Here is a 25,894-nt window from a genome sequence, read left to right as displayed (position 1 = left end):
GAGAGTATGATGTCTTCCGTTTCTACATCGGGTTCTGGCGCAGCGAAGTCGGCGCTAAATCTGGGCCGCATTTGGGATCAATACGGTATGCTGGTGGTGTTCGCCGTGCTGTTCCTCGTTTGTTCCCTGTTTGTGCCAAACTTTGCCACCTTCATCAATATGAAGGGACTGGGACTGGCAGTATCGATGTCGGGCATGGTCGCGTGTGGGATGCTGTTTTGTCTGGCATCCGGTGATTTCGACCTGTCTGTCGCATCTGTGATTGCTTGTGCTGGTGTTACCACTGCCGTAGTCATTAACATGACTGAAAGTTTGTGGATTGGCGTGGCTGCCGGACTGCTGCTCGGTATTCTGTGTGGCCTGGTGAATGGGTTCGTGATTGCGCGGTTAAAAATTAACGCCCTGATCACTACTCTTGCGACAATGCAGATTGTACGTGGTCTGGCTTATATTATCTCCGACGGTAAGGCTGTCGGAATTGAAGACGAGCGTTTCTTTACACTCGGTTATGCTAACTGGTTTGGTCTGCCTGCGCCTATCTGGATCACTGTCGTTTGTTTCATTGTCTTTGGTTTACTGCTGAACAAAACCACGTTTGGTCGTAATACGCTGGCCATTGGGGGCAATGAAGAGGCGGCGCGCCTGGCAGGGGTTCCGGTTGTTCGTACCAAGATTATTATCTTTATTCTTTCCGGTCTGGTATCCGCCATCGCCGGGATTATCCTCGCATCGCGTATGACCAGCGGCCAGCCAATGACCTCAATCGGTTATGAGTTGATCGTGATTTCAGCCTGCGTGTTAGGGGGCGTTTCGCTTAAAGGTGGCATCGGAAAAATCTCATATGTGGTGGCCGGGGTGTTGATCCTGGGTACGGTTGAGAATGCGATGAACCTGCTGAATATCTCTCCGTTCGCGCAGTATGTGGTACGTGGCCTCATCCTGCTGGCGGCGGTGATCTTCGACCGTTACAAGCAAAAAGCGAAGCGTACCGTTTGATGATTTAAACCTTAACTTTTTAGTCTAGCTTCTGCCCGTCGCCAGCCGCTACCCGGCTGGCGATTGTTTTTCCAAATGGCGAGCATGGTCACACTGTCTATACTTATATCCGTCATACATCATCTATACGCCGCGATCCGCGTGGCGTTCTGACCATGATGAGGAGGATAACCGGGTGACAGCATCACTGATCTTACCCCCTGAACAATCTGTAAACTGTGCTTACTTTTTTGATCTCGATGGGACACTTGCTGAGATTAAACCCTTTCCCGACCAGGTCGTTGTCCCTAAGGCAATCCTGCAATGTTTACAACAGTTAGCGACGCATAATGCGGATGCGCTGGCATTGATTTCAGGGCGCTCAATGGTTGAGCTTGACGCACTCACTACTCCGTTTCGTTTTCCGCTTGCCGGAGTGCATGGGGCAGAACGCCGTGACATCAATGGTCAAACGCACATAGTACACCTGCCTGAAGGTATCGAGCGTGAAGCTGGGGCTTTATTACACGCAGCGTTAGTGACGTTACCGGGGACAACGCTGGAAACCAAAGGCATGGCTTTCGCGTTGCACTATCGCCAGGCACCCGAACACGAAGCTGCGCTGATTACCCTGGCTGAACGCATCACGCGCAGATGGCCGCAGCTTGCTCTGCAGCACGGAAAATGTGTCGTGGAAATAAAGCCTAAGGGCAGCAATAAAGGCGACGCGATAGCTGCATTTATGCAGGAAGCGCCTTTTGCTGGCCGGATCCCTGTGTTTTTCGGTGATGATCTGACAGATGAAACAGGATTTGCTGTGGTTAACCGCGCTGGCGGTATTTCCGTGAAGGTGGGGATCGGGCCGACGCAGGCGACATGGCGTCTGGATGGCGTCAGGGATGTCTGGCGCTGGTTGGAGCAAATTAACTCTTCGCAGCAAGAATCGAAAGCAACGAATAACAGAAGAGGTGGCTATGAGTCGTTTAGTCGTAGTATCTAATCGTATCGCCTCACCAGATGACAAAGGGAGCGCGGGTGGGCTCGCGGTCGGTGTACTGGGCGCGTTAAAAGCTGCTGGTGGTCTGTGGTTTGGCTGGAGTGGTGATACAGATAATGAGGATAAACCGTTAAAAAAAGTCACGCGTGGCAATATCACCTGGGCCTCGTTTAATTTGAGTGAGCAAGATTACGAAGAGTATTACTGCCAGTTTTCAAATGCGGTTTTATGGCCCGCATTTCACTATCGACTGGATTTAGTTCAGTTTCAGCGCTCTGCCTGGGAAGGCTACCAACGGGTTAATGCCTTACTGGTAGATAAACTTCTGCCGCTGCTTGGCGATGACGACATCATCTGGATTCATGATTACCATCTATTGCCGTTTGCCTGCGAGTTACGTAAGCGCGGTGTGAATAACCGCATCGGTTTTTTCCTGCATATTCCTTTTCCGACGCCGGAAATTTTTAATGCGCTCCCTCCACATCTGGCGCTACTTGAGCAAATGTGTGATTTTGATTTGCTTGGTTTCCAGACTGAAAACGATCGCCAGGCTTTTCTGGACTGTCTCGCAGCCCAGACTCGGGTGTCCACGCATAAAGATAAGCAGCATCTGGCATGGGGAAAAGCGTTTCGCACTCAGGTCTATCCCATCGGTATCGAACCTGATGAGATTGCACGACAGGCGTCCGGACCGCTGCCGCCAAAACTGGCGCAGCTAAAAGCGGAGCTTAAAAATGTGCAGAATATTTTCTCCGTGGAGCGTCTGGATTACTCCAAAGGCTTGCCGGAGCGCTTTCAGGCCTACGAGGCCTTACTGGAACATTATCCGCAGCACCACGGTAAAATTCGCTATACGCAGATAGCGCCGACCTCGCGTGAAGAGGTGCAGGCCTATCAGGATATTCGCCACCAACTGGAAACAGAAGCAGGGCGAATCAACGGCAAATATGGGCAACTGGGCTGGACGCCGCTTTACTATCTGAACCAGTATTTTGATCGTAAATTGCTGATGAAGATCTTCCGCTACTCTGACGTAGGATTGGTGACCCCGTTGCGCGATGGTATGAACCTGGTGGCGAAAGAGTTTGTGGCCGCACAGGATCCTGCTAACCCTGGCGTGCTGGTTTTATCGCAATTTGCCGGGGCGGCGAATGAGCTAACCTCTGCGCTTATTGTTAATCCTTATGACCGGGATGAAGTGGCAAGCGCATTAAACCAGGCGCTGACGATGCCACTTACTGAACGCATCTCGCGCCACGCTGAAATGCTTGAGACTATCGTTAAAAACGATATCGACAACTGGCAGGCGACGTTCATTAGTGATCTTAAAGCAGTCACGCCGCGTCGGAGTCAATGCCAACTGCCAGACAATATTTCATCCTGTTCTAAACTCGCATGAAGTCCTGGCGCTGTGTATTAATCTCCGGCTAGCGGAACCAGAAGAACGTCCACCTGGCTGGTATGAATCACGCTTTTCGCGGAACAGGAAGCGCGTGAAAAAAAACTGTGGTTATGGTTGCCGTAAATGACCAGATCAATGGCGTATTTGCGGCATACATCCAGGATATGTTCATTCAGAGCCCCATAGGTAATAAAGGTATGCTCAATGGGGTATTCTGCTTCTTTGCTAAGTTTGTCGATAAAATCCTGAGTTTCTTCCTGCATGACTTCACGCAGGTCTTCCAGCATGGGGGCAGCAAACTGGTTATAAAGTTCGGGGTCTGAGACCAGTGTAATCAGGCTAATTCGGGCGTTGACAGGGCGAGCGATAGAAACCGCCTTGTCTAACAACTGCTGACTTTCAGGGGTGGCGGCAACAGCAACAAGAATGTGCGAATAGCTCATAACTCGCTCCTTTTTTTCAAGAATTATGAGAGGGCTTTTCAGCTTTACTCAGCTTACTCCATACTGCAACGTTTCCTTCCTTCATAGTGTGAATGTCATCATGATTATTCATTAATTATTCTTATAAATAGAATAATCGATTCATATTGGTTGCAGATATGTTCAGGTAACTTAAGTAAAACCCACGGCTAATGAAAACAATGTGTTAATAAAAAATAAACATACATTAACATTTGCAAGGTCGTCACATCGCGGTATTAATTAATCGCTCTAAATATTTAAGTCATTGTTTATAAAGTATTTAATTAAAAAAGTTATTTGAGTTAAATATGTGATCCAGCTCGCTATTTCATGGCGTGATATTAACGGTCGTGAACATAATACTATTCGCTTTTATTGCAAGAATATTCGTACATCAGGAATCGAAATGGATAATGGGAGGTTAAGAAATAAACAAAGTAAAAGCCACGCTGATGGATTTATGTTAAGTGTTTGGCTGGTTTATGTGATCTTGATCACATATTCTTTAAATTCGCAGCATAGCTCCGTTGTATGTGTAACTGACGGCGGGTAGAGTTGCGTCGAATTAGGAAAAATCTTAGACATTTGTAAGAATTGATGTGAGCTTGTAAGGGACGCTGCCTTCTTAAAAGGGAATGTTTAGACGACGCGTAAGTGTCGTTACGTTGCTATGTATTTGACCTTTTGCTTTTTTTTACCGGGCCTTCCCGGCGACATCACGGGGTGCGGTTTTACCGCATGAAAACAATGTTGGTTATTATGGATGCAAATAATGCATACATCCGAGTTGCTGAAACACATTTATGACATCAATTTGTCATATTTATTGCTTGCACAGCGTTTGATCGTTCAGGACAAAGCATCTGCGATGTTTCGCCTTGGTATCAGCGAGGAAATGGCGGACACGTTGGCAACATTAACACTTCCTCAAATGGTCAAACTGGCCGAAACAAACCAACTGGTATGTCATTTCCGTTTCGACGATCACCAGACTGTTACTCGCCTGACGCAAGACTCCCGCGTTGACGATCTTCAGCAAATCCATACTGGTATTATGCTTTCCACACGCCTGTTAAGCGACATCGATGATGCAGCACGTAAGAAAAGGGCTTGATGATGAGCGAAAAAAGCATTGTTCAGGAAGCGCGTGATATCCAGTTGGCAATGGAATTAATCACATTGGGCGCCCGTTTGCAAATGCTGGAAAGCGAAACGCAATTAAGCCGTGGTCGATTAATCAAGCTGTACAAAGAATTACGCGGTAGTCCTCCGCCAAAAGGGATGCTCCCGTTTTCCACCGACTGGTTTATGACGTGGGAACAAAATATTCATGCGTCGATGTTTTGCAATGCATGGCAATTCCTGCTCAAAACGGGTCTCTGTAGCGGCGTGGATGCCGTAATTAAGGCGTATCGGTTATATCTTGAGCAGTGTCCGCAGCCTGAAGAAGGGCCATTGCTGGCGTTAACTCGCGCGTGGACGCTGGTGCGATTTGTCGACAGCGGATTGCTGGAGTTGTCCCAATGCAATTGTTGCGGTGGGAATTTTATCACCCATGCACACCAACCCGCAGGCAGCTTTGCCTGTAGTTTATGCCAGCCGCCATCAAGGGCCGTAAAAAGACGTAAACTTTCCCAGAATGCTGCCGATATTATTCCACAACTGCTGGATGAACAGATCGAACAGGCTGTTTAACTGATACGGTGTGGATGAACACTCCAGCAGCGGTAAGCGATTACCGCTGCTTTTTTTTGTCCTGACCTTACGTTAATTGCCCGACTGCGCATCCTGTCATAGTCAATTGCGAAAGGATGATGTCGTGCTTATCTTATTAGGTTACCTGGTTGTTATTGGTACAGTTTTCGGCGGTTACATGATGACCGGCGGACACCTTGGGGCACTCTATCAACCGGCTGAGCTGGTGATTATCGGTGGCGCGGGTATTGGGGCATTCATCGTCGGCAATAATGGGAAAGCCATCAAAGGGACGATGAAAGCGATCCCGCTGCTTTTCCGTCGTTCGAAATACACCAAAGCGATGTATATGGATCTGCTGGCGCTCCTGTATCGCCTGATGGCCAAGTCACGTCAACAGGGCATGTTCTCGCTTGAGCGCGACATCGAAAACCCCAAAGAAAGTGAAATCTTCGCCAGCTATCCGCGCATTCTTGCCGATGCCGTAATGCTTGATTTTATTGTCGATTATCTGCGCCTGATTATCAGCGGCAATATGAATACGTTCGAAATTGAAGCGCTGATGGACGAAGAAATTGAGACTCATGAGAGTGAGGCCGAAGTTCCGGCGAATAGTCTGGCGATGGTCGGCGACTCACTGCCGGCATTCGGGATCGTCGCGGCCGTTATGGGGGTTGTGCATGCACTGGCTTCTGCCGATCGCCCGGCAGCAGAGCTGGGGGCGTTGATTGCGCATGCGATGGTGGGAACATTCCTCGGTATTTTGCTGGCCTATGGATTTATTTCTCCGCTTGCCAGCGTTCTGCGCCAGAAAAGCGCTGAAACAACCAAAATGATGCAGTGCGTGAAGATAACGCTGCTCTCCAATCTGAATGGCTACGCGCCGCCGATTGCCGTTGAATTTGGTCGTAAGACTCTGTACTCCAGCGAACGTCCTTCGTTTATCGAACTGGAAGAACATGTTCGTGCGGTGAGAAATCCAACTGCGCAACAGACGACCGAGGACGCATGAAAAATCAGGCCCATCCCATTATCGTTGTAAAGCGACGCAAACATAAGAATCACGGTGGTGGGGCGCATGGCTCGTGGAAAATCGCCTACGCCGATTTTATGACCGCGATGATGGCTTTCTTTCTGGTGATGTGGCTCATTTCTATTTCCAGCCCTAAAGAATTGATCCAGATTGCCGAATATTTCCGTACACCGCTGGCCACCGCGGTGACCGGGGGAAATCGTATTTCGAATAGCCAAAGCCCGATTCCAGGCGGCGGGGATGATTACACCCAGCAGCAGGGTGAGGTGAACAAGCAGCCGAATATCGATGACCTGAGAAAACGTATGGAACAGAGCCGCTTGAGCAAACTTCGTGGCGATCTCGATCAACTGATTGAATCCGATCCCAAACTGCGAGCGCTGCGTCCGCATTTAAAGATTGATTTAGTTCAGGAAGGGCTGCGGATACAGATTATCGACAGTCAGAATCGCCCAATGTTTAAGACCGGTAGTGCTGAAGTTGAGCCGTACATGCGCGATATCCTGCGCGCGATTGCACCAGTGCTCAACGGGATCCCTAACCGGATCAGCCTTTCCGGTCACACGGATGATTACCCTTACGCGAATGGTGAGAAAGGGTACAGCAACTGGGAATTGTCTGCCGATCGCGCAAATGCATCGCGTCGCGAGCTGGTTAGCGGCGGTCTGGATGATGGAAAAGTATTACGTGTGGTAGGTATGGCCGCCACGATGCGTCTGAGCGATCGCGGTCCTGAAGACGCTATCAACCGCCGTATTAGCCTGCTGGTTCTCAATAAGCAGGCAGAAGAGGCCATTTTGCATGAAAACGCTGAAAGCCAGAATGAGCCGGTAAGTGTCTTACAACGGCCAGCGGAACTCCCGCCGGTAAGCGTTCCCACATCGCCACCAGCCAATCCGAGGTGATAGCGTGAGCATGGATATTAGCGATTTTTATCAGACATTTTTTGATGAAGCTGACGAACTGTTGGCTGATATGGAGCAACACCTTCTTGATTTGGTTCCTGAAGCCCCGGACTCCGAACAGCTGAATGCCATTTTTCGTGCAGCGCACTCGATTAAAGGCGGGGCGGGCACCTTCGGCTTTACCATTTTGCAGGAAACGACCCATCTGATGGAAAACCTGCTGGATGAAGCGCGGCGTGGCGAGATGCAGCTCAATGCCGACATTATCAACCTGTTTTTGGAAACGAAAGATATTATGCAGGAACAGCTCGACGCCTATAAAAGCTCAGTGGAGCCTGATGCCGACAGTTTTGAGTACATTTGCCAGGCGTTACGGCAGTTAGCGCTCGAAGCGAAAGGTGAAACTGCACCGTCAGTTGTCAACTCAGCAAAACTGAGCGTTGTTGATAGCACCGCGATGCAGGAAGAGGCGGTTGCAAAGCCTGAACTCGCCAGTGAAGAGAGCAAAAAACGCATTACTCTCTCGCGTCTGAAAGCCAGCGAAGTGGATTTGCTGGAAGAGGAACTGGGGAATCTGGCGACCTTAACCGATGTGGTAAAAGGAAGCGACACGCTGTCAGCTACGCTTGATGGCAACCTCGCAGAAGATGACATCATTGCAGTACTCTGCTTTGTCATTGAAGCTGACCAAATTGAATTCGAAACCGTCAGCGCAGCGCCCGCGACTGTTGAAACTGAAGAGGTAGCCGTTGTCGCGAAGCCGCAGCCGGTTGCCGTTGCGCCAGCGGTGAAAGCCGCCGCCAGTGAAGCGCCACATGGGCGCGCGGAGCGTGAAAAACCAGCCCGCGCCAGCGAGTCGACCAGCATCCGCGTAGCGGTTGAGAAGGTCGATCAGCTCATTAACCTGGTCGGTGAGTTGGTGATCACCCAGTCGATGCTGGCCCAGCGATCTAACGAACTGGATCCCGTCAATCATGGCGATCTCATCACCAGCATGGGTCAGTTACAACGTAACGCCCGCGATTTGCAAGAGTCGGTGATGTCGATTCGTATGATGCCAATGGAGTATGTGTTCAGTCGTTTCCCTCGTTTGGTGCGCGATCTGGCCGGTAAGCTGGGTAAACAGGTCGAGCTGACGCAGGTAGGTAGCTCAACCGAACTCGATAAGAGCCTGATTGAACGCATCATCGATCCGTTGACGCACCTGGTGCGTAACAGCCTCGACCATGGTATCGAACTGCCGGAAAAACGCCTTGAATCCGGCAAAAGCCCAATCGGCAATCTGACGCTTTCCGCGGAGCACCAGGGTGGGAATATTTGTATTGAAGTGACCGATGATGGCGCTGGCCTGAACCGCGAACGTATTCTGGCCAAAGCTATCTCCCAGGGCATGCCGATCCACGAAAACATGAGCGATGACGAAGTGGGTATGTTGATCTTCGCTCCAGGCTTTTCGACCGCCGAACAGGTGACGGATGTCTCTGGACGCGGCGTGGGTATGGATGTGGTGAAGCGAAATATCCAGGAGATGGGCGGCCATGTTGAGATCCAGTCCAAACAGGGACAGGGGACCACTATTCGCATTCTGCTGCCGCTGACGCTGGCGATCCTCGACGGGATGTCCGTGCGTGTGGCGGATGAGGTCTTCATTCTGCCACTAAATGCCGTTATGGAATCGCTTCAACCGCGCGAAGAAGATCTCCATCCGTTGGCCGGAGGCGAACGCGTTCTGGAAGTGCGTGGCGAATATTTACCGCTGGTTGAGTTGTGGAAGGTCTTTGAGGTTGAAGGCGCTAAAACTGAAGCGACTCAGGGCATTGTGGTTATTTTACAAAGTGCAGGGCGTCGCTATGCGCTGCTGGTCGATCAGTTAATTGGCCAACACCAGGTAGTGGTCAAAAACCTGGAAAGCAACTACCGCAAAGTGCCAGGTATTTCTGCAGCAACGATCCTCGGCGACGGAAGCGTCGCGCTGATTGTCGATGTCTCTGCATTGCAGGGATTAAACCGCGAACAACGTGTGGCGATCACAGCCGCCTGATTGAGTGAGAAGGGAAGAATATGACCGGTATGAGTAATGTAACTAAACTGGCCGGCGAACCGTCAGGTCAGGAATTCCTCGTGTTTACGCTGGGGGATGAAGAGTACGGTATCGATATCCTGAAAGTGCAGGAAATCCGTGGTTATGATCAGGTGACGCGCATCGCTAACACGCCTGCATTTATCAAAGGCGTCACGAACCTGCGTGGTGTGATTGTGCCTATCGTCGACCTGCGCGTGAAATTTAGCCAGAGTGATGTGGATTACAACGAAAACACCGTGGTGATTGTGCTGAACCTGGGTCAGCGGGTGGTTGGGATTGTGGTGGATGGCGTTTCGGATGTGCTGTCGCTGACAACGGATCAAATCCGTCCGGCACCGGAGTTTGCGGTCACGCTGTCGACGGAATATTTGACGGGATTGGGTGCGCTGGGTGACCGGATGCTGATCCTGGTCAACATTGAGAAGCTGCTGAACAGCGAAGAAATGGCGCTGCTGGATATTGCCGCATCGCATATGGCATAAAGGTAGTCAATATTATCATTCTCTGTAATATTTAGCTGGCAGTTATTAAACGCCCTCCACAATATGGAGGGCGTTTTGCTTTTAATTTTGTGTGTAGGGAAGCCAAGTAATAATGGTTGTTTTATTTTAGTTTTGAATGTTTATTGTTATTTCATTTGCTTGGTTTATTTGTATTTTTTTCTTTAATTAAAACTGGCAAGTCCTTATAGTATCTATTGTTTGCTGGCGCATATAATATAATCTACAAGTGCAATATATAAATTATTAATTGGTTGAAATAATTTATATTGTTCATGAATATATAATGAATTTGTGCCTCCTGATTTTTCTATTGGCGTAGAGGGAACTAAATATGAATGCTATATATAATGTAGTCTGGAGTACGGCGCGTAATATGTTTGTGGTTGCTGGTGAGTTTTCCCGCGGTAATAATGGACTGCGTAATAGCATCAAAATAACAGGCCTGGCAACATTAATAAGTACTGCTGCTGTTAATGCTGCAGAGTTAGGCCCACAAAACGGTGCATCAATTATTTTGAGTGATAATGAAGTCGTTACGGCTAGTGGACAAACAAATACCACGGGTGTTGAGAGCATCACGACCGGCGGTGATGGCTTACAGATTGAAGGAAAAGCAACTATCAACGTATCTGGTGAAACTCTGTCTACCGGGGTTTCACTGGATAATGGCACCAAAAATGATTTAGGCACGAATACCGAAGTTCATGTCGCCGATACGGATGGCACACAAAATTCAAGTAAAAATACTACCGGAATTTTGATTTCAGCTAATAACCCGGGTACAGAGGTAACAGCATCTGGTATTAATATCGACGTTTCGGGTAAAAATAATGTTTATGGATTTAAAAATATAGGAAAAGACAGTAACGTCGATCTTGGTAGTGGAAGTTCTATTACAGCCATAACCGAAACTGATTATAGTATTGGTGGGATAGGTGATGCCCGCGGTGTTTATTTATTAGGCGGGAGTGGTACTTTCACCATGGATAATGGTTTTATCCATGCTACGAGTAAAGACAACACCGCGTGGGGGATTCAAAGCACGGGTAATGCTAAAATTGATTTAGGTAAAAATAGCCAGGTGGTTGTAGAGGGCAATAATATTGTAACCGGTATTGAGATAGGTACTGATGGTGTATTAGATGCCGATCAACTCACTATCACTGCAACAGGACTGGCAACAGATTATGGTTCTGTGACAGGTTTAAAGTTGGGTAAAAATAATCATGTTGATTTGGGAAATAACAGCAGAGTAACTATCAATGGCACCTCCGATCTTGCTGAAGGTATCTCGGTTATGGGTCCTGATGCTACGTTAATCGCCAATAATATGGATATTAATATCAGTACGACTCTGGACTGCCGCACAGGAGGGTGTACCACGCGTGGTATCGCTATTAATGAGGCCGGATCACGCATTGATTTGGGCAGCGGATCGACCATCTCAATCACCGGGTTCTATGATGGGGCTGGAGTAATGATAAACCCCGCGGCAAAAGGTTCTGAATTTATTGCTGATAATCTAACGATTGATGTAACAGGGTCTCAGGTAAATGCAATATCAATGAACACAGGTTTTATGGATTTAGGCCAAAACAGCATCATAAGCGCAGCCGGAGAGGCGACGACTCTCTGGGTGACGGGGGGCGAATTCCACGCGGATGCACTTATCGTCAATACCGCCCAGTCTGTGGGCATCATTGCGCAGGGGGGCGATGTGATGATTGGTGCAGGCAGCGTTGTTGACGGCAGAAGTTCAGCCAGGTCGGGCTCTGCGACCAGCGGTATCGCTGCGGCCTCCGGGAGTACTCTTGATTTTAAAGGGGATGCCGACAATCGAAATGTTATTTACGCGATCGATGGTTACGGCGTGTCATCCCAGTTCTACGGCGCAACGGTTAATATCGCGAATACCGATATTATCATGAGTGGGCAAAATAACCCTTACGGGCTTTGGGCGATAGGAAGTAATAATTTAAACCGTCCGGGAATAATTAATGGTGAAAACCTGACCATTGATGTGACAGCGAGTGGGGAAAATGGTTATGGCGCGGTGGTTCAGCAGGGCGGGGCAATATCGCTGATCGGTAACACCACCATTAAAACCCAGGATGGTGTCGCTATTTTTGTTCCGGTTGTTACCGACAGTGCGGGAAATCTCTTACCCGGCGGGACCGTGACTGGTTCAGGTGTAATGGATATTACGGGCAATATCATTAGCGCGGGTGAAGGCAGCATTTCACTGGATATGGCGTCTGGTTCGCGGTTTGTGGGGGAGACGTTTGTTAACACCGAGCCAACGGTAGACTCTTCGCTGAATCTCTCACTGGCTGAAAAGACGCAATGGACAATTACCGGTGATTCTTCTTTAACTCAATTAAATAATGCCGGAGATATTGTATTTGATACTCCTTCACATAACGGACAGTTCAAGACGCTGACGATTAATGGAAATTATCATGGTGATAACAGTAATCTTTATCTGAACACGCAGTTAGGGGATGACAATTCACCGACGGATAAAGTGATTATCACAGGTGATACTTCCGGTAGCACGACGCTCTATGTCAATAATATCGGGGGAGAAGGGGCGTTAACAACGAAAGGTATTGAAGTGATTGATGTCGGCGGTCAGTCTGATGGCGTTTTTACTCAGGGTAATCAGGTGCAGACAGGTTTGTATGAATACCGATTGTATGAAGATGGCGGTGACTGGTATTTGCGTTCGCAGGCTGTCCCGCCGATAGACCCGGATGATGGCGACGATGTTACACCGGTAGACCCGGATGATGGCGATGATGTTACGCCGGTAGACCCGGATGATGGCGATGATGTTACGCCGGTAGACCCGGATGATGGCGATGATGTTACGCCGGTATACCCGGACGATGGCGGTGATGTCACGCCGGTATACCCGGACGATGGTGGTGATATTAAACCGGTAGAACCGCAATATCGGGCTGATATTGGCGCTTATCTGGGCAACCAGTGGATGGCGCGTAATCTGCAAATGCAGACCCTTTATGATCGCGAAGGGAGTCAATTACGTACCGGTGACGGCGGTATGTGGCTGCGCTTTAAAGCGGGTGAAGCGTCGTCAACAGCTGCAGACGGTCATGTGGATATTGACAACACTTATTCGCAACTGCAAATCGGTGGTGATGTGCTTAGCTGGGATAATGGCGAGCAGAGCCTGAAGGCGGGGCTGATGGTGAGTTATATTCACGCCGACACGGACAGTACGGGTAACCGTGGTGCAGATGGGAGCCGGTTCTCTGCCAGTGGTAACGTAGCCGGTTATAATCTTGGCGCTTATGCCACCTGGTTTGCGGATGCGAAAAATCACAGCGGCCTGTACGTGGACAGTTGGTACCAGTACGGGCTCTACGATAACAGCGTCGAAAACGGCGATGTCGGGTCAGCAGATTATGATTCGGCGGCGAGCGCGGTCTCTCTGGAAACGGGCTATCGGTACGACATCATACTTGCCAACTATAATGTCGTCAGCCTGACGCCGCAGGCTCAGGCGACATGGCAGCAATTTAAAGCGGACGCTGTCGCACAGAATGGAACGCGTATTGATGGACAAAACGGGGACAGCTGGACCACGCGCCTCGGACTGCGGGTAGATGGCAAGCTGCACAAGAATACGACGTCGGTGATCCAGCCGTTTGCAGAGGTGAACTGGTTACACACCAGTGATGATGTTGGCGTAGCATTTGATGGTGCTGAGGTGAAGCAGGATCTTCCGGCAGATCGCGCCGAGGTGAAAGTGGGTATCCAGGCGAATTTGAATAGCCAGTGGAGTATCACTGGACAAGTGGCGGGTCAAAAAGGACGTAATGACTATGGCGATCTCAACGGTAGTTTGCTCGTACGTTACAGCTGGTAATTGATGTAAATTATCATCCAGGTGTTGTTGAAATACCCCAGTCTATGGCTGGGGTAATCTTTGTTGATTTGCTGCTCTTGTTTACTTAGCTTGCTCTTGTCTTAAAAAAGCTAAGCCTTAATTTGTTCTGTGATGTTTTCTGAAGACTCGCTTTCTTCCAGTAAACCTTCATCCTGCGCCAGCATCGCCGTTGCAATCCCATTACCTAATACGTTGATTGCTGAACGTCCCATATCCAGGAAGTGGTCAATTCCCATCAGTAACAGGATCCCGGCAACCGGAATATTAAAGCTCGGGATGGTTGCAGCCAGTACCACCAGCGCTGAACGCGGCACACCGGCAATTCCTTTGGACGCCAGCATCAGCGTCAGCATCAGGACGGTGATTTCTGCGAAAGAGAGGTGAATATTATAGGCCTGCGCGATAAACATGGAGGCAAATGAACAATAGACCATGGAACCGACCAGGTTAAACGAATAACCGATAGGCAGCACGAATGACACGATGTTGGGTGAGCAGCCAAATTTAGTTAATTGCTCCAGCGTTTTCGGATAAGCGGCCTCAGAGCTGCTGGTGGTGAATGCGACCAGAACCGGGTCTTTCAGCATGCTCACCAGGCGAAAGACCTCTTTTTTCAGCATGACATAACCCACCGCCAACAGAACCAGGCAGGTCAGCAAAATCGCCACATAGTAGCCGCCGATAAACGATGCATAGTTAAGCAGGATCCCCAGACCCTGGGTAGAGATTACGGAAGAGATGGCGGCAAAAATTGCCAGCGGCGCGACGTACATCACGTAGCCGGTCACTTTCAGCATAATGTGGGAAACCACATCCAGCGCGGCAACCAGCGGAGCGTTAAATTTCTCTCCGAGCGATGCTCCACCAATACCGAAAAACATTGAGAACACCACGATTTGCAGGATCTCATTGTTAGCCATTGCCTCGGCTATGCTGGTTGGAATGGTATGTGTCAGAAAACCTTTCAGGCTCATGCCGCCTACGGCCAGACCGGTGTCGGTGGCTTCCAGCGGGATCGCAAGGTTTAACCCGCTCCCGGGTTGCTCAAGGGAAACCACAAACAGACCGACCAGAATAGACAATACAGAAGAGCTGATAAACCAGATCATCGCTTTGCCGCCCACGCGACCGATGGTGGACGTTTCCCCCAGGCGCATAATACCAACGGTCAGGGTGCTGAATACTAAAGGCGCAATCACCATCTTAATCAGACGTAAAAAGATGTCGGTGAGAAGCGTAATATTATCGGCCCAGGCGGTCACAACGCCGGGGGAGGCATAAGAGTGGATCACCGCACCCGACAGGATCCCCGCCAGCATGAAGATCACGATAAACAACGTGAGTTTGTTTGCATTTGCCACTAAAAAGCCCTCAGTAAGGATTTAACATTTATTGATCGGTTACTCATTTTTTATACTTATTAAGTGGTAACGAAGTATTCATCACATAAATTGGATTAAAGCGTAAACGGATACAACTTTTTTTAATTTTTTATCCATTTTGTTGTGGTATTTACGATGCGTATGTGTGATCTCAATCACACAAAAAAGTGTATTTCAGCCAATCTGGCCGTGCTCACCGATGAGTATGAATGTTATTTGCATGATAATTATGGTGTTTTTATGTGAATAATTTGTAGTTGCTGCACACCAGTTTTACCTTCCCCTCGCCAGGCTTCACATCCCTTCAGGATTTCCTTTTTGCAAACGTAAAGTTATCTCAGCCACTGCCGATAACGTTGATAACTCGTTTTCAGGAAGGTGCCTTATGTTTAACCGTATCCGCGTTGTCACAATGCTGATGATGGTGCTGGGGGTTTTCGCACTGCTACAGCTTGTTTCCGGTGGTCTGTTGTTTTCTTCATTGCAGCAGAATCAGCAAAGTTTTGTTATTTCTAACGATCTTCGACAGCAGCAAAGTGAACTCACCTCAACATGGGATCTGATGCTGCAAACACGAATCAATTTAAGCCGTTCTTCTGCGCGCATGATGATGGATGCGTCTAACCAGCAAAGCAGCGCCAAAAACGATCTGCTGAAGAATGCGAAAGCATCGCTGGCGCAGGCTGAAACGCATTACGCAAAATTTAAAAACATCACACCGTTGCCGGAAATGGCAGAAGCCAGCGGCAACATTGAGGAAAAATATCAGCAGTACCATGCGGCCTTGGCAGAACTGGTTCAGTTTCTGGAAAGCGGCAATATGGACGCCTACTTTGCGCAGCCTACGCAGGGAATGCAAAACGCGCTCGGCGAGGCGCTGGGCAAGTACGCCAGCGTTAGCGAAAAGCTTTACGTTCAGGCATTTGATCAAAGCGCGCGGGATTACCATTTCGCCCAATGGCAGCTTGGCGTGCTGGCCGTAGTGCTGGTGCTGATTCTGGTGGTGGTCTGGTACGGCATCCGTCATACCCTGCTTAATCCTCTGTCCCGTGTTATTGCCCATATTCGGGAAATCGCCAGCGGTAACCTGACCGCAACTCTCGCCGTTAGTGGTCGTAACGAAATCGGCGAGCTGGCCAGTACGGTTGATCATATGCAGCGCTCGCTGACGGAAACCGTCACTCTGGTGCGTGAAGGCTCTGATGCGATTTATTCTGGTACCAGCGAAATTGCCAGCGGAAACACGGATCTCTCATCTCGTACGGAACAGCAGGCGTCAGCGCTGGAGGAAACCGCAGCCAGCATGGAACAGCTGACCGCAACCGTGAAGCAAAACGCGGACAACGCGCGTCAGGCCTCGCAACTGGCGAAAAGCGCCTCGGATACCGCGCAGCATGGCGGCAAAGTGGTTGATAGCGTGGTGAACACCATGCACGAAATTGCCGATAGCTCGAAGAAAATTGCCGACATTATTAGCGTCATCGATGGCATTGCCTTTCAGACCAACATTCTCGCACTGAACGCGGCGGTTGAAGCTGCCCGCGCCGGTGAGCAAGGCCGCGGCTTTGCCGTGGTGGCGGGCGAAGTGCGTAATCTGGCAAGCCGCAGTGCGCAGGCGGCGAAAGAGATTAAAGCGTTGATTGAAGATTCCGTTTCCCGGGTTGATACCGGTTCTGTACTGGTAGAAAGCGCTGGGGAAACGATGAACGACATCGTCAATGCCGTGACGCGGGTGACCGATATCATGGGTGAGATTGCCTCGGCCTCCGACGAGCAAAGCCGGGGGATTGATCAGGTTGCGCTCGCGGTCTCTGAAATGGATCGCGTTACGCAGCAGAACGCCTCTTTGGTACAGGAGTCGGCTGCCGCAGCGGCCGCTCTTGAAGAACAGGCCAGTCGCCTGACGCAGTCGGTATCGACTTTCCGTCTTGCATCACGTCCGGCCTCGACAAAACCACGCGATACACGATTACCTGCAGCGCCGAGCGCATCCTATCCGCGCCAGAGCATTGAACAAGATACGAATTGGGAAACATTTTGACTGACAGTTAAACCGCGGCCAGTGCCGCCTGATGGGAGCGTTGATGTTTAATCGTATTCGAATTTCGACCACGCTGTTTTTGATTTTAATCCTCTGCGGTGTTTTGCAGATTGGCAGTAATGGCTTGTCCTTCTGGGCATTTCGGGACGGTTTTCAGAACCTGAATCAGGTCGAACGGAGTAATCAGCAACGCGCTGCGCTGGCCCAAACCCGCGCTGTGTTATTACAGGCCAGTACGGCCCTTAATAAGGCAGGGACGCTGACCGCCCTGAGCTATCCGCCAGAGGACATCAAAACCCTGATGACCCTTGCGCGCGACAGCCTGGCGCAGTCTGAATTGATGTTTAAACACTTTATGGCGACGTCGGATTCGACGGAACAAGGCAAGGCGCTGTTTAGCGCGACGGAGAAAAGTTTCAACCAGTGGCAAAGCGATCTCGCGCATCAGGCCACCTGGCTTGAAAACAATCAGTTGTCAGATTTTCTGACCGCGCCGGTGCAGGCGGCTCAAGATGCTTTTGATGCGAATGTGAATGCGTGGCAGAGCAACATCGACCGCGTGTTGCAAACGGCAGGAGAGCAGAGTCAGCGCAATTACCATATGTCGGGGGTGATTTTCGCCACCATGGTGGTCCTGGCAGCACTGCTCACCAGCGGTGCGCTGTTCTGGTCACGCAAGATGATTGTTCAGCCGCTGGCGATTATTGGCAGCCATTTCGACAGTATTGCCGCCGGGAATCTGGCACGGCCAGTAGCGGTTTATGGGCGCAATGAGATCTCGGCCATTTTTGCCAGCCTGCAGAAGATGCAAAAGGCATTACGCGAAACAGTAAATGACGTTCGTCAGGGCAGCTCAGCCATGCATAGCGGTATTTCAGAAATCGCGATGGGCAATAACGATTTATCTTCGCGAACCGAACAGCAGGCGGCCGCGCTGGCACAAACGGCAGCCAGCATGGAACAACTTACCGCCACTGTCGGCCAGAACGCTGATAACGCGCGCCAGGCGTCAGGGATCGCCAAAAGTGCGGCAGACACAGCGCATAAAGGTGGCGAGCAGACGTCCCGGGTTGCCAGCACCATGCATGAGATTTCTGCCAGCTCGCAGAAAATCGGCGACATCATCGGCGTGATTGACAGCATTGCCTTCCAGACCAATATCCTGGCGTTGAATGCCGCGGTCGAGGCCGCCAGGGCAGGGGAGCAAGGGCGTGGTTTTGCCGTCGTCGCTGGTGAAGTGCGTAATCTGGCAAGCCGTAGCGCGCAGGCGGCGAAAGAAATTAAGGGGCTCATTGAGGAGTCAGTCACCCGGGTGCATCAGGGCTCGCAACTGGTGGATATGGCGTCGCGCACGATGACGGAAATTGTCAGTTCGGTGACCCGGGTTAACGACATCATGGGCGAGATTGCTTCGGCATCCGATGAACAGCGCAGAGGCATTGAGCAGGTGGCGCAGGCCGTCAGCCAGATGGACTCAGTGACGCAGCAAAACGCCGGGCTGGTGGAAGAAGCCGCATCCGCCACCGGACAACTCGCCACGCAGGCCGATAATCTTTCCGCCTGTGTCGCATTTTTCAAGCTTGAAGAGCAAACCGTAGCAAAACAAGAGTTGGCGCAGTCGCAGGTTGCGCCCGTTGTATCCTGAATGTGATTGAGAAGGCGCTATGACATCATCTCTGCCCACCGGGCAAACGTCATTATTGTTACAGATGACACAGCGCCTCGCGCTGTCTGACGCGCATTTTCGTCGGATATGTCAATTAATCTACCAGCGTGCGGGGATCGTACTGGCCGACCATAAGCGGGACATGGTTTATAACCGCCTGGTCCGCCGTTTGCGTACTCTGGGGCTGGATGACTTTGGTCGCTATCTCAGCATGCTGGAAGCTAACCAGAACAGTGCTGAGTGGCAGGCTTTTATTAACTCCCTGACTACCAACCTGACCGCGTTTTTTCGCGAAGGGCATCATTTTCCGGTGCTGTCAGATCATGCTCGTCGGCGCAGCGGTGAATACCGCGTCTGGAGCGCGGCAGCGTCAACCGGAGAAGAACCCTACAGCATTGCGATTACGCTTGCCGATACCTTAGGTATGGCACCGGGCCGCTGGCGTGTTTTTGCCAGCGACATTGATACCGAAGTGCTGGAAAAGGCCAGAAACGGCATTTACCGCCTCGATGAGCTAAAGACGCTGTCACCACAGCAGTTGCAGCGTTATTTCATGCGCGGCACCGGGCCGCATGAAGGGTTGGTACGCGTTCGGCAGGAACTGGCAGGTCATGTTGAATTTTCCAGCGTCAATTTACTGGATAAGCAGTACAACGTGCCAGGCCCTTTTGATGCCATATTTTGCCGTAACGTGATGATCTATTTCGATAAAACGACGCAGCAGGACATTTTGAACCGTTTTGTTCCACTTCTTAAACCTGACGGACTGCTGTTTGCAGGTCATTCAGAAAACTTTAGCAACCTTGTGCGCGAGTTTAGCCTGCGTGGACAGACCGTGTATGCGCATGCGCCAGGTAAGGATAAAGCATGAGTAAAATCAGGGTGTTGTCGGTAGATGATTCTGCATTGATGCGTCAAATCATGACCGAAATTATTAACAGCCACAGTGATATGGAAATGGTGGCGACGGCGCCGGATCCGTTGGTCGCCCGGGATTTAATCAAAAAATACAATCCCGACGTCCTGACGCTGGACGTGGAAATGCCGCGCATGGACGGCCTCGATTTCCTTGAGAAGTTGATGCGCCTGCGTCCGATGCCGGTGGTTATGGTTTCTTCACTGACCGGTAAAGGCTCTGAGGTCACGCTGCGGGCCCTGGAACTGGGGGCGATTGACTTTGTCACCAAGCCTCAGTTGGGGATCCGCGAAGGCATGCTGGCGTATAGCGAGATGATTGCGGAGAAAATCCGCACCGCATCGCGGGCAAAACTGGCCGCCCACAAACCCTTGGCGGCACCGACGACCTTGAAATCGGGGCCATTACTCAGTTCAGAAAAACTGCTGGTCATCGGCGCCTCAACCGGAGGAACAGAGGCAATTCGCCATGTACTCCAGCCATTGCCGCTTTCAAGTCCCGGTATTCTTATTACCCAGCATATGCCGCCAGGATTTACCCGATCGTTCGCCGAACGTCTGAACAAACTGTGTCAGATTACCGTGAAAGAGGCAGAGGACGGAGAGCGCGTTCTCCCTGGGCATGCGTATATCGCGCCTGGCGACAAGCATATGGAGCTGGCGCGCAGCGGCGCGAACTATCAAATCAAAATTCATGACGGTCCGCCGGTTAACCGGCACCGGCCCTCAGTGGATGTGCTGTTTCATTCGGTGGCGAAACATGCGGGGCGTAATGCCGTTGGGGTGATCCTGACCGGTATGGGCAACGATGGCGCAGCCGGAATGCTAGCGATGAACCAGGCGGGTGCCTGGACCATTGCGCAAAACGAAGCAAGTTGTGTGGTGTTCGGCATGCCGCGCGAGGCCATCAATATGGGTGGCGTAAGCGAAGTGGTCGATCTTAGCCAGGTGAGCCAGCAAATGCTGGTGAAAATTAGTGCCGGACAGGCAATACGTATTTGAATCAGGAGTTTATTTTTATGGCGGATAAAGAGCTTAAGTTTTTGGTTGTGGATGACTTTTCCACCATGCGTCGCATCGTGCGTAACCTGCTTAAAGAGCTGGGATTCAACAATGTTGAAGAGGCTGAAGATGGCGTGGATGCGCTGAACAAGCTACAGGCAGGGGGATTCGGTTTTGTTATTTCTGACTGGAACATGCCGAACATGGATGGACTGGAACTGCTGAAAACCATCCGTGCAGATGGTGGGATGGCTTCTCTGCCGGTGCTGATGGTCACGGCAGAAGCGAAAAAAGAGAACATCATTGCGGCGGCACAGGCAGGCGCCAGTGGCTATGTCGTGAAACCGTTCACGGCGGCGACGCTGGAAGAAAAACTGAATAAAATCTTTGAGAAACTGGGCATGTGAGGGTGTGATGATGATGCAACCACAAATTAAACCTGCTGACGAACACTCTGCAGGGGACATCATCGCGCGCATCGGCAGTTTGACCCGAATGCTGCGCGACAGCCTGCGTGAACTGGGGCTGGATCAGGCTATTGCCGAAGCGGCAGAAGCAATTCCCGATGCCCGCGATCGTCTCGATTACGTTGTACAGATGACCGCTCAGGCGGCAGAGCGCGCGCTGAACAGCGTCGAAGCTTCGCAGCCGCACCAGGACGCGATGGAAAAAGGGGCCAAAGACCTGACCAAACGCTGGGATGAATGGTTCGAAAATCCGATCGAACTGTCAGACGCTCGTGAACTGGTCACCGATACCCGTCAGTTTCTTGGTGATGTGCCCGGACATACCAGCTTTACCAATGCCCAGTTGCTGGACATCATGATGGCGCAGGATTTCCAGGATCTCACCGGACAGGTCATCAAGCGCATGATGGATGTTATCCAGGAAATTGAACGTCAGCTGTTGATGGTTCTGTTGGAAAACATACCGGAACAGGGCGCTCGTCCAAAACGTGAAAACGAAAGCTTGCTGAACGGCCCGCAGGTTGACGCCTCGAAAGCTGGCGTAGTGGCAAGCCAGGATCAGGTTGACGACCTGCTGGATAGCCTCGGGTTCTGATGAGTATTTGCCGGATGTGAGGCGTGGGCCTCTCATCCGGCTTACGCGCAATTCTGCTTAAAGCCATAAATCCCGTCTTTTTTACCGCTTACTCTTCCCATTGCTGGATAGCTGTTCTGGCATCATTCTCGCCTATATCTCTATCCAGGGTCTGATGCGTGGCAGAAGAAAGCGACGACGACAAAACAGAAGCCCCCACACCCCACCGACTTGAAAAAGCGCGGGAAGAAGGGCAGATCCCCCGATCCAAAGAGCTAACCTCACTACTTATTTTGCTGGTGGGCGTGTGTATTATCTGGATTGGCGGGGAGTCGCTTGCCCGCAGACTGGCCGGTATGCTGTCGGCCGGATTACGTTTTGACCACAGTATGGTCAACGATCCAAACCTGATCCTCAGCCAAATCATCCTGCTGATTAAAGACGCGATGATTGCGCTGTTGCCGTTGATTACCGGCGTCGTTCTGGTGGCATTAATCTCCCCGGTGATGCTTGGCGGCTTGATTTTCAGCGGTAAATCCCTGCAACCCAAATTCTCTAAGCTGAATCCGTTGCCGGGCATTAAGCGCATGTTTTCCGCGCAAACCGGCGCAGAACTGCTCAAAGCGATACTGAAGTCGACGTTAGTGGGCAGCGTGGCCGGGTTTTATCTCTGGCACAAGTGGCCAGAGATGATGCGGCTGATGGCGGAATCTCCGATTACGGCGATGGGCAACGCCCTGGATTTAGTCGGCATGTGCGCGTTGTTGGTGGTGCTTGGCGTCATTCCGATGGTGGGATTCGACGTTTTTTTCCAGATCTACAGCCATCTGAAAAAGCTGCGCATGTCGCGCCAGGATATCCGTGACGAATTTAAGCAAAGCGAAGGTGACCCGCACGTTAAGGGCAAAATTCGCCAAATGCAGCGCGCGGCCGCTCAGCGTCGCATGATGGCGGATGTACCAAAAGCAGACGTTATTGTCACTAACCCTACGCACTACTCAGTGGCGTTGAAGTATGACGAGAACAAAATGAGTGCGCCGAAAGTTGTCGCTAAGGGGGCCGGGCTGGTTGCGCTGCGCATTCGTGAAATTGGCGCAGAGCACCGTGTCCCTACATTAGAAGCGCCACCACTGGCGCGTGCGCTCTATCGCCATGCTGAAATTGGTCAGCAAATACCGGGTCAATTATATGCCGCCGTTGCCGAAGTGCTGGCATGGGTATGGCAGCTAAAACGCTGGCGTCTGGCTGGCGGCAAACGTCCACCACAACCTGAAAACCTTCCGGTGCCTGAAGCACTGGATTTCATGAACGAGAAGAATACTGATGGCTAATCTGGTCGCGATGCTGCGTCTGCCCAGCAACCTGAAATCCACGCAATGGCAAATCCTTGCCGGACCGATCCTCATCCTGCTGATCCTGTCGATGATGGTGCTGCCGCTGCCGGCTTTCGTCCTCGATTTGCTGTTCACATTTAACATTGCGCTGTCGATCATGGTGCTGCTGGTGGCGATGTTCACCCAGCGTACGCTGGAATTTGCCGCATTCCCGACGATTTTGCTGTTTACCACATTATTACGCCTGGCGCTGAACGTTGCGTCGACCCGTATCATTTTGATGGAAGGACACACCGGCGCGGCGGCGGCGGGGAAGGTGGTTGAAGCTTTTGGTCACTTCCTGGTGGGCGGTAACTTTGCGATCGGCATCGTGGTCTTCGTGATTCTCGTCATCATTAACTTTATGGTAATCACCAAAGGTGCAGGGCGTATCGCCGAGGTTGGCGCGCGCTTCGTGCTGGATGGTATGCCCGGCAAGCAGATGGCGATTGATGCGGATTTGAATGCCGGTCTGATTGGCGAAGATGAAGCTAAAAAACGACGCTCGGAAGTGACCCAGGAAGCGGATTTTTACGGCTCAATGGACGGTGCGAGTAAATTCGTCCGTGGAGACGCCATTGCCGGTATTTTGATCATGGTGATCAACGTAGTCGGCGGTCTGTTAGTTGGGGTGTTGCAGCATGGTATGAGCATGGGCAGCGCTGCGGAAAGTTATACCCTGCTGACCATCGGTGACGGGCTGGTGGCACAAATTCCTGCGCTGGTTATCTCTACCGCGGCGGGCGTTATCGTGACCCGCGTGAGTACCGACCAGGACGTAGGCGAACAGATGGTGACCCAACTGTTCAGCAATCCTAGTGTCATGTTGCTCAGTGCGGCGGTACTTGGACTTTTGGGCCTGGTTCCGGGCATGCCGAACCTGGTGTTTCTGATGTTTACTGCCGCATTGCTGGGCCTGGCCTGGTGGATGCGCGGTCGTGAGCAAAAAGCGCCAGATGAACCGCAGCCGGTGAAAATGCCGGAAAACAACTCCGTGGTGGAAGCCACGTGGAACGACGTGCAGTTGGAAGATTCGCTGGGAATGGAGGTAGGTTATCGCCTGATCCCAATGGTGGACTTTCAGCAGGATGGCGAGTTACTGGGGCGAATTCGCAGTATTCGTAAGAAATTTGCTCAGGATATGGGCTTCCTGCCGCCGGTGGTACACATCCGTGACAATATGGATCTGCAGCCGGCCCGCTATCGAATTTTGATGAAAGGGGTAGAAATTGGCAGCGGTGACGCCTATCCGGGACGCTGGCTAGCCATTAACCCGGGTACTGCTGCCGGGTCGCTGCCGGGTGAGAAAACGGTCGATCCGGCTTTCGGACTGGACGCTATCTGGATTGAAAGCGCATTGAAGGAACAGGCGCAGATTCAGGGCTTTACGGTGGTTGAAGCCAGTACTGTTGTTGCTACGCATCTAAATCACCTGATTGGCCAGTTCGCCGCTGAGCTGTTTGGCCGTCAGGAAGCGCAGCAGTTACTGGATCGAGTGTCGCAGGAAATGCCAAAGCTGACGGAAGATCTGGTGCCGGGAGTTGTGACGCTCACCACGCTGCATAAAGTGCTGCAGAACTTACTGGACGAGAAAGTACCGATTCGTGATATGCGCACCATTCTTGAAACGCTGGCGGAACATGCGCCGCTGCAAAACGATCCGCATGAGCTTACCGCGGTCGTCCGTGTTGCGTTGGGACGCGCCATCACTCAGCAGTGGTTCCCGGGTAATGAAGAGGTTCAGGTTATCGGTCTTGATACTCCGCTCGAGCGTTTGCTGCTGCAAGCGCTGCAGGGGGGGGGAGGCCTGGAGCCTGGGCTTGCAGACCGCCTGCTGGCCCAAACACAGGAAGCGCTGTCCCGGCAGGAAATGTTGGGCGCGCCGCCTGTCTTGCTGGTTAATCACGCGTTGCGTCCGCTGCTGGCGCGGTTTTTACGTCGCAGCATCCCGCAGTTGGTGGTGTTATCGAACATGGAGCTTTCCGATAACCGCCATATCCGCATGACGGCGACCATTGGAGGTAAATAATGCGCAAGTTACTGTGGTTGTTGTTTTTTCCTCTGGTGGCGCAGGCCGCCGGAGAAGGGGCCTGGCAGGCAAGCGGTATGGGGATCACCTTAAATCACCGTGGCCAGTCAGCCTCGTCTGCGCCTTTGGTTCCTGGCCAGCCGGTCTCTGGCTTAATGACGCTGGTAGCCTGGCGCTATGAGCTGAATGGCCCCACGCCCGCAGGTCTGCGGGTGCGTTTATGTTCTCAGTCCCGTTGTGTCGAGCTGGATGGGCAAAGTGGGACCACCAACGGGTTCAATAATGTTCCGGCCATTGAACCGATGCATTTTGTCTGGGAAGTCCCCGGCGGTGGTCGCCTGATCCCCGCGTTACGCATTCAGAGCAATCAGGTGATTGTGAACTACCGTTAACACCCTCCGTCATTCAGACCAGCAGTTGAAACTGCTGGTTGTTTCAACATTCCAGTCTCTCATTCAATTAAATAGAAACGCAG

At 51.3% G+C, this 25,894-nt stretch carries 21 protein-coding genes; 19 read left to right on the top strand and 2 right to left on the bottom strand.

The window, feature by feature from the left end; all coding sequences use genetic code 11:
• The first annotated feature begins 9 nt into the window (after positions 1 to 9).
• The 3 genes from araH to otsA all read left to right on the top strand — a co-directional run bounded on the left by araH (position 10) and on the right by otsA (position 3,371).
• Positions 10 to 996, top strand: a complete 987-nt coding sequence (gene araH / locus OGV89_RS07080) for an L-arabinose ABC transporter permease AraH (protein WP_003034609.1) — start codon at positions 10 to 12, stop codon at positions 994 to 996.
• Between the two features lie 175 nt (positions 997 to 1,171).
• Positions 1,172 to 1,975 carry a trehalose-phosphatase gene (gene otsB, locus OGV89_RS07075; RefSeq protein ID WP_016150535.1) on the top strand — a complete coding sequence of 268 codons (804 nt, stop codon included), beginning with the start codon at positions 1,172 to 1,174 and terminating at the stop codon, positions 1,973 to 1,975.
• Positions 1,950 to 3,371 (top strand): alpha,alpha-trehalose-phosphate synthase, encoded by a 1,422-nt coding sequence (gene otsA / locus OGV89_RS07070; protein WP_115454691.1) that lies wholly within the window; start codon positions 1,950 to 1,952, stop codon positions 3,369 to 3,371. The genes otsB and otsA overlap by 26 nt, the downstream gene beginning before the upstream one ends.
• 17 nt (positions 3,372 to 3,388) lie before the next feature.
• Here the strand turns inward: otsA and uspC are convergent, their stop codons facing one another.
• On the bottom strand, positions 3,389 to 3,817 hold the full coding sequence (uspC, locus tag OGV89_RS07065; RefSeq protein ID WP_003034619.1) for a universal stress protein UspC: 429 nt from the start codon (positions 3,815 to 3,817) through the stop codon (positions 3,389 to 3,391).
• Positions 3,818 to 4,610: 793 nt separating this feature from the next.
• Between uspC and flhD the strand changes: the two genes are divergently transcribed.
• From flhD to OGV89_RS07030, 7 genes are all read left to right on the top strand, one after another.
• Positions 4,611 to 4,952: a flagellar transcriptional regulator FlhD gene (gene flhD, locus OGV89_RS07060; protein ID WP_003034622.1), complete on the top strand. Its 342-nt coding sequence runs from the start codon at positions 4,611 to 4,613 to the stop codon at positions 4,950 to 4,952.
• Positions 4,949 to 5,533: a flagellar transcriptional regulator FlhC gene (gene flhC, locus OGV89_RS07055; RefSeq protein WP_008785071.1), complete on the top strand. Its 585-nt coding sequence runs from the start codon at positions 4,949 to 4,951 to the stop codon at positions 5,531 to 5,533. Before flhD ends, flhC begins: the two co-directional genes overlap by 4 nt.
• 124 nt (positions 5,534 to 5,657) lie before the next feature.
• Entirely contained in the window at positions 5,658 to 6,545 is an 888-nt protein-coding gene (gene motA / locus OGV89_RS07050; protein ID WP_003034628.1) for a flagellar motor stator protein MotA, read from the top strand.
• Complete coding sequence (gene motB, locus OGV89_RS07045; RefSeq protein ID WP_003034631.1) at positions 6,542 to 7,471, top strand: flagellar motor protein MotB; 930 nt, start codon at positions 6,542 to 6,544, stop codon at positions 7,469 to 7,471. The genes motA and motB overlap by 4 nt, the downstream gene beginning before the upstream one ends.
• 4 nt (positions 7,472 to 7,475) lie before the next feature.
• The gene (gene cheA, locus OGV89_RS07040) at positions 7,476 to 9,512 is read left to right on the top strand and encodes a chemotaxis protein CheA (RefSeq protein ID WP_003034635.1); all 2,037 of its coding nucleotides are present in this window, start codon (positions 7,476 to 7,478) and stop codon (positions 9,510 to 9,512) included.
• A gap of 20 nt (positions 9,513 to 9,532) precedes the next feature.
• Positions 9,533 to 10,036, top strand: coding sequence for a chemotaxis protein CheW (cheW, locus tag OGV89_RS07035; RefSeq protein WP_003839146.1), 504 nt, complete (start codon positions 9,533 to 9,535; stop codon positions 10,034 to 10,036).
• A gap of 352 nt (positions 10,037 to 10,388) precedes the next feature.
• Positions 10,389 to 13,949: an autotransporter outer membrane beta-barrel domain-containing protein gene (locus OGV89_RS07030; protein WP_286558442.1), complete on the top strand. Its 3,561-nt coding sequence runs from the start codon at positions 10,389 to 10,391 to the stop codon at positions 13,947 to 13,949.
• 110 nt (positions 13,950 to 14,059) lie between these two features.
• Here the strand turns inward: OGV89_RS07030 and OGV89_RS07025 are convergent, their stop codons facing one another.
• Positions 14,060 to 15,331 carry a dicarboxylate/amino acid:cation symporter gene (locus OGV89_RS07025; protein ID WP_003839151.1) on the bottom strand — a complete coding sequence of 424 codons (1,272 nt, stop codon included), beginning with the start codon at positions 15,329 to 15,331 and terminating at the stop codon, positions 14,060 to 14,062.
• Positions 15,332 to 15,737: 406 nt separating this feature from the next.
• On the opposite strand from OGV89_RS07025, the gene tar reads away from it, so the two are divergent.
• The 9 genes from tar (at position 15,738) to flhE (ending at position 25,811) form a co-directional block, all read left to right on the top strand.
• Positions 15,738 to 17,393 carry a methyl-accepting chemotaxis protein II gene (gene tar, locus OGV89_RS07020; RefSeq protein ID WP_032936849.1) on the top strand — a complete coding sequence of 552 codons (1,656 nt, stop codon included), beginning with the start codon at positions 15,738 to 15,740 and terminating at the stop codon, positions 17,391 to 17,393.
• Between the two features lie 43 nt (positions 17,394 to 17,436).
• Entirely contained in the window at positions 17,437 to 19,038 is a 1,602-nt protein-coding gene (tap, locus tag OGV89_RS07015; RefSeq protein WP_286558439.1) for a methyl-accepting chemotaxis protein IV, read from the top strand.
• Between the two features lie 19 nt (positions 19,039 to 19,057).
• On the top strand, positions 19,058 to 19,930 hold the full coding sequence (cheR, locus tag OGV89_RS07010) for a protein-glutamate O-methyltransferase CheR (protein WP_286558437.1): 873 nt from the start codon (positions 19,058 to 19,060) through the stop codon (positions 19,928 to 19,930).
• The gene (locus tag OGV89_RS07005) at positions 19,927 to 20,976 is read left to right on the top strand and encodes a protein-glutamate methylesterase/protein-glutamine glutaminase (protein ID WP_003839158.1); all 1,050 of its coding nucleotides are present in this window, start codon (positions 19,927 to 19,929) and stop codon (positions 20,974 to 20,976) included. The genes cheR and OGV89_RS07005 overlap by 4 nt, the downstream gene beginning before the upstream one ends.
• Positions 20,977 to 20,993: 17 nt before the next feature.
• Complete coding sequence (gene cheY, locus OGV89_RS07000) at positions 20,994 to 21,383, top strand: chemotaxis response regulator CheY (protein WP_003034656.1); 390 nt, start codon at positions 20,994 to 20,996, stop codon at positions 21,381 to 21,383.
• Positions 21,384 to 21,393: 10 nt separating this feature from the next.
• Positions 21,394 to 22,038: a protein phosphatase CheZ gene (gene cheZ / locus OGV89_RS06995; protein WP_003034659.1), complete on the top strand. Its 645-nt coding sequence runs from the start codon at positions 21,394 to 21,396 to the stop codon at positions 22,036 to 22,038.
• Between the two features lie 158 nt (positions 22,039 to 22,196).
• On the top strand, positions 22,197 to 23,348 hold the full coding sequence (flhB, locus tag OGV89_RS06990; protein WP_003034664.1) for a flagellar biosynthesis protein FlhB: 1,152 nt from the start codon (positions 22,197 to 22,199) through the stop codon (positions 23,346 to 23,348).
• Entirely contained in the window at positions 23,341 to 25,419 is a 2,079-nt protein-coding gene (gene flhA, locus OGV89_RS06985; protein ID WP_003034666.1) for a flagellar biosynthesis protein FlhA, read from the top strand. The genes flhB and flhA overlap by 8 nt, the downstream gene beginning before the upstream one ends.
• Complete coding sequence (flhE, locus tag OGV89_RS06980) at positions 25,419 to 25,811, top strand: flagellar protein FlhE (protein ID WP_003034667.1); 393 nt, start codon at positions 25,419 to 25,421, stop codon at positions 25,809 to 25,811. The genes flhA and flhE overlap by 1 nt, the downstream gene beginning before the upstream one ends.
• Positions 25,812 to 25,894 lie beyond the last annotated feature (83 nt).

The sequence above is a fragment of the Citrobacter sp. Cf125 genome (genome assembly GCF_030333935.1).
Classification (GTDB): Bacteria; Pseudomonadota; Gammaproteobacteria; order Enterobacterales; family Enterobacteriaceae; genus Citrobacter; species Citrobacter freundii.
The sequence above is the reverse complement of the archived record's forward strand: the minus strand, read 5'-3'. Positions and strand labels throughout refer to the sequence as shown.

Bases quoted from the DNA above. Each gene is read 5' to 3' on its own strand.
- tap (WP_286558439.1), top strand. From the start codon at position 17,437: ATGTTTAATCGTATTCGAATTTCGACCACGCTGTTTTTGATTTTAATC.
- tar (WP_032936849.1), top strand. From the start codon at position 15,738: ATGTTTAACCGTATCCGCGTTGTCACAATGCTGATGATGGTGCTGGGG.
- flhD (WP_003034622.1), top strand. From the start codon at position 4,611: ATGCATACATCCGAGTTGCTGAAACACATTTATGACATCAATTTGTCA.
- OGV89_RS07030 (WP_286558442.1), top strand. From the start codon at position 10,389: ATGAATGCTATATATAATGTAGTCTGGAGTACGGCGCGTAATATGTTT.
- cheZ (WP_003034659.1), top strand. From the start codon at position 21,394: ATGATGCAACCACAAATTAAACCTGCTGACGAACACTCTGCAGGGGAC.
- flhE (WP_003034667.1), top strand. From the start codon at position 25,419: ATGCGCAAGTTACTGTGGTTGTTGTTTTTTCCTCTGGTGGCGCAGGCC.
- flhA (WP_003034666.1), top strand. From the start codon at position 23,341: ATGGCTAATCTGGTCGCGATGCTGCGTCTGCCCAGCAACCTGAAATCC.
- motB (WP_003034631.1), top strand. From the start codon at position 6,542: ATGAAAAATCAGGCCCATCCCATTATCGTTGTAAAGCGACGCAAACAT.
- cheR (WP_286558437.1), top strand. From the start codon at position 19,058: ATGACATCATCTCTGCCCACCGGGCAAACGTCATTATTGTTACAGATG.
- cheY (WP_003034656.1), top strand. From the start codon at position 20,994: ATGGCGGATAAAGAGCTTAAGTTTTTGGTTGTGGATGACTTTTCCACC.
- uspC (WP_003034619.1), bottom strand. From the start codon at position 3,817: ATGAGCTATTCGCACATTCTTGTTGCTGTTGCCGCCACCCCTGAAAGT.
- araH (WP_003034609.1), top strand. From the start codon at position 10: ATGTCTTCCGTTTCTACATCGGGTTCTGGCGCAGCGAAGTCGGCGCTA.
- cheW (WP_003839146.1), top strand. From the start codon at position 9,533: ATGACCGGTATGAGTAATGTAACTAAACTGGCCGGCGAACCGTCAGGT.
- otsA (WP_115454691.1), top strand. From the start codon at position 1,950: ATGAGTCGTTTAGTCGTAGTATCTAATCGTATCGCCTCACCAGATGAC.
- OGV89_RS07005 (WP_003839158.1), top strand. From the start codon at position 19,927: ATGAGTAAAATCAGGGTGTTGTCGGTAGATGATTCTGCATTGATGCGT.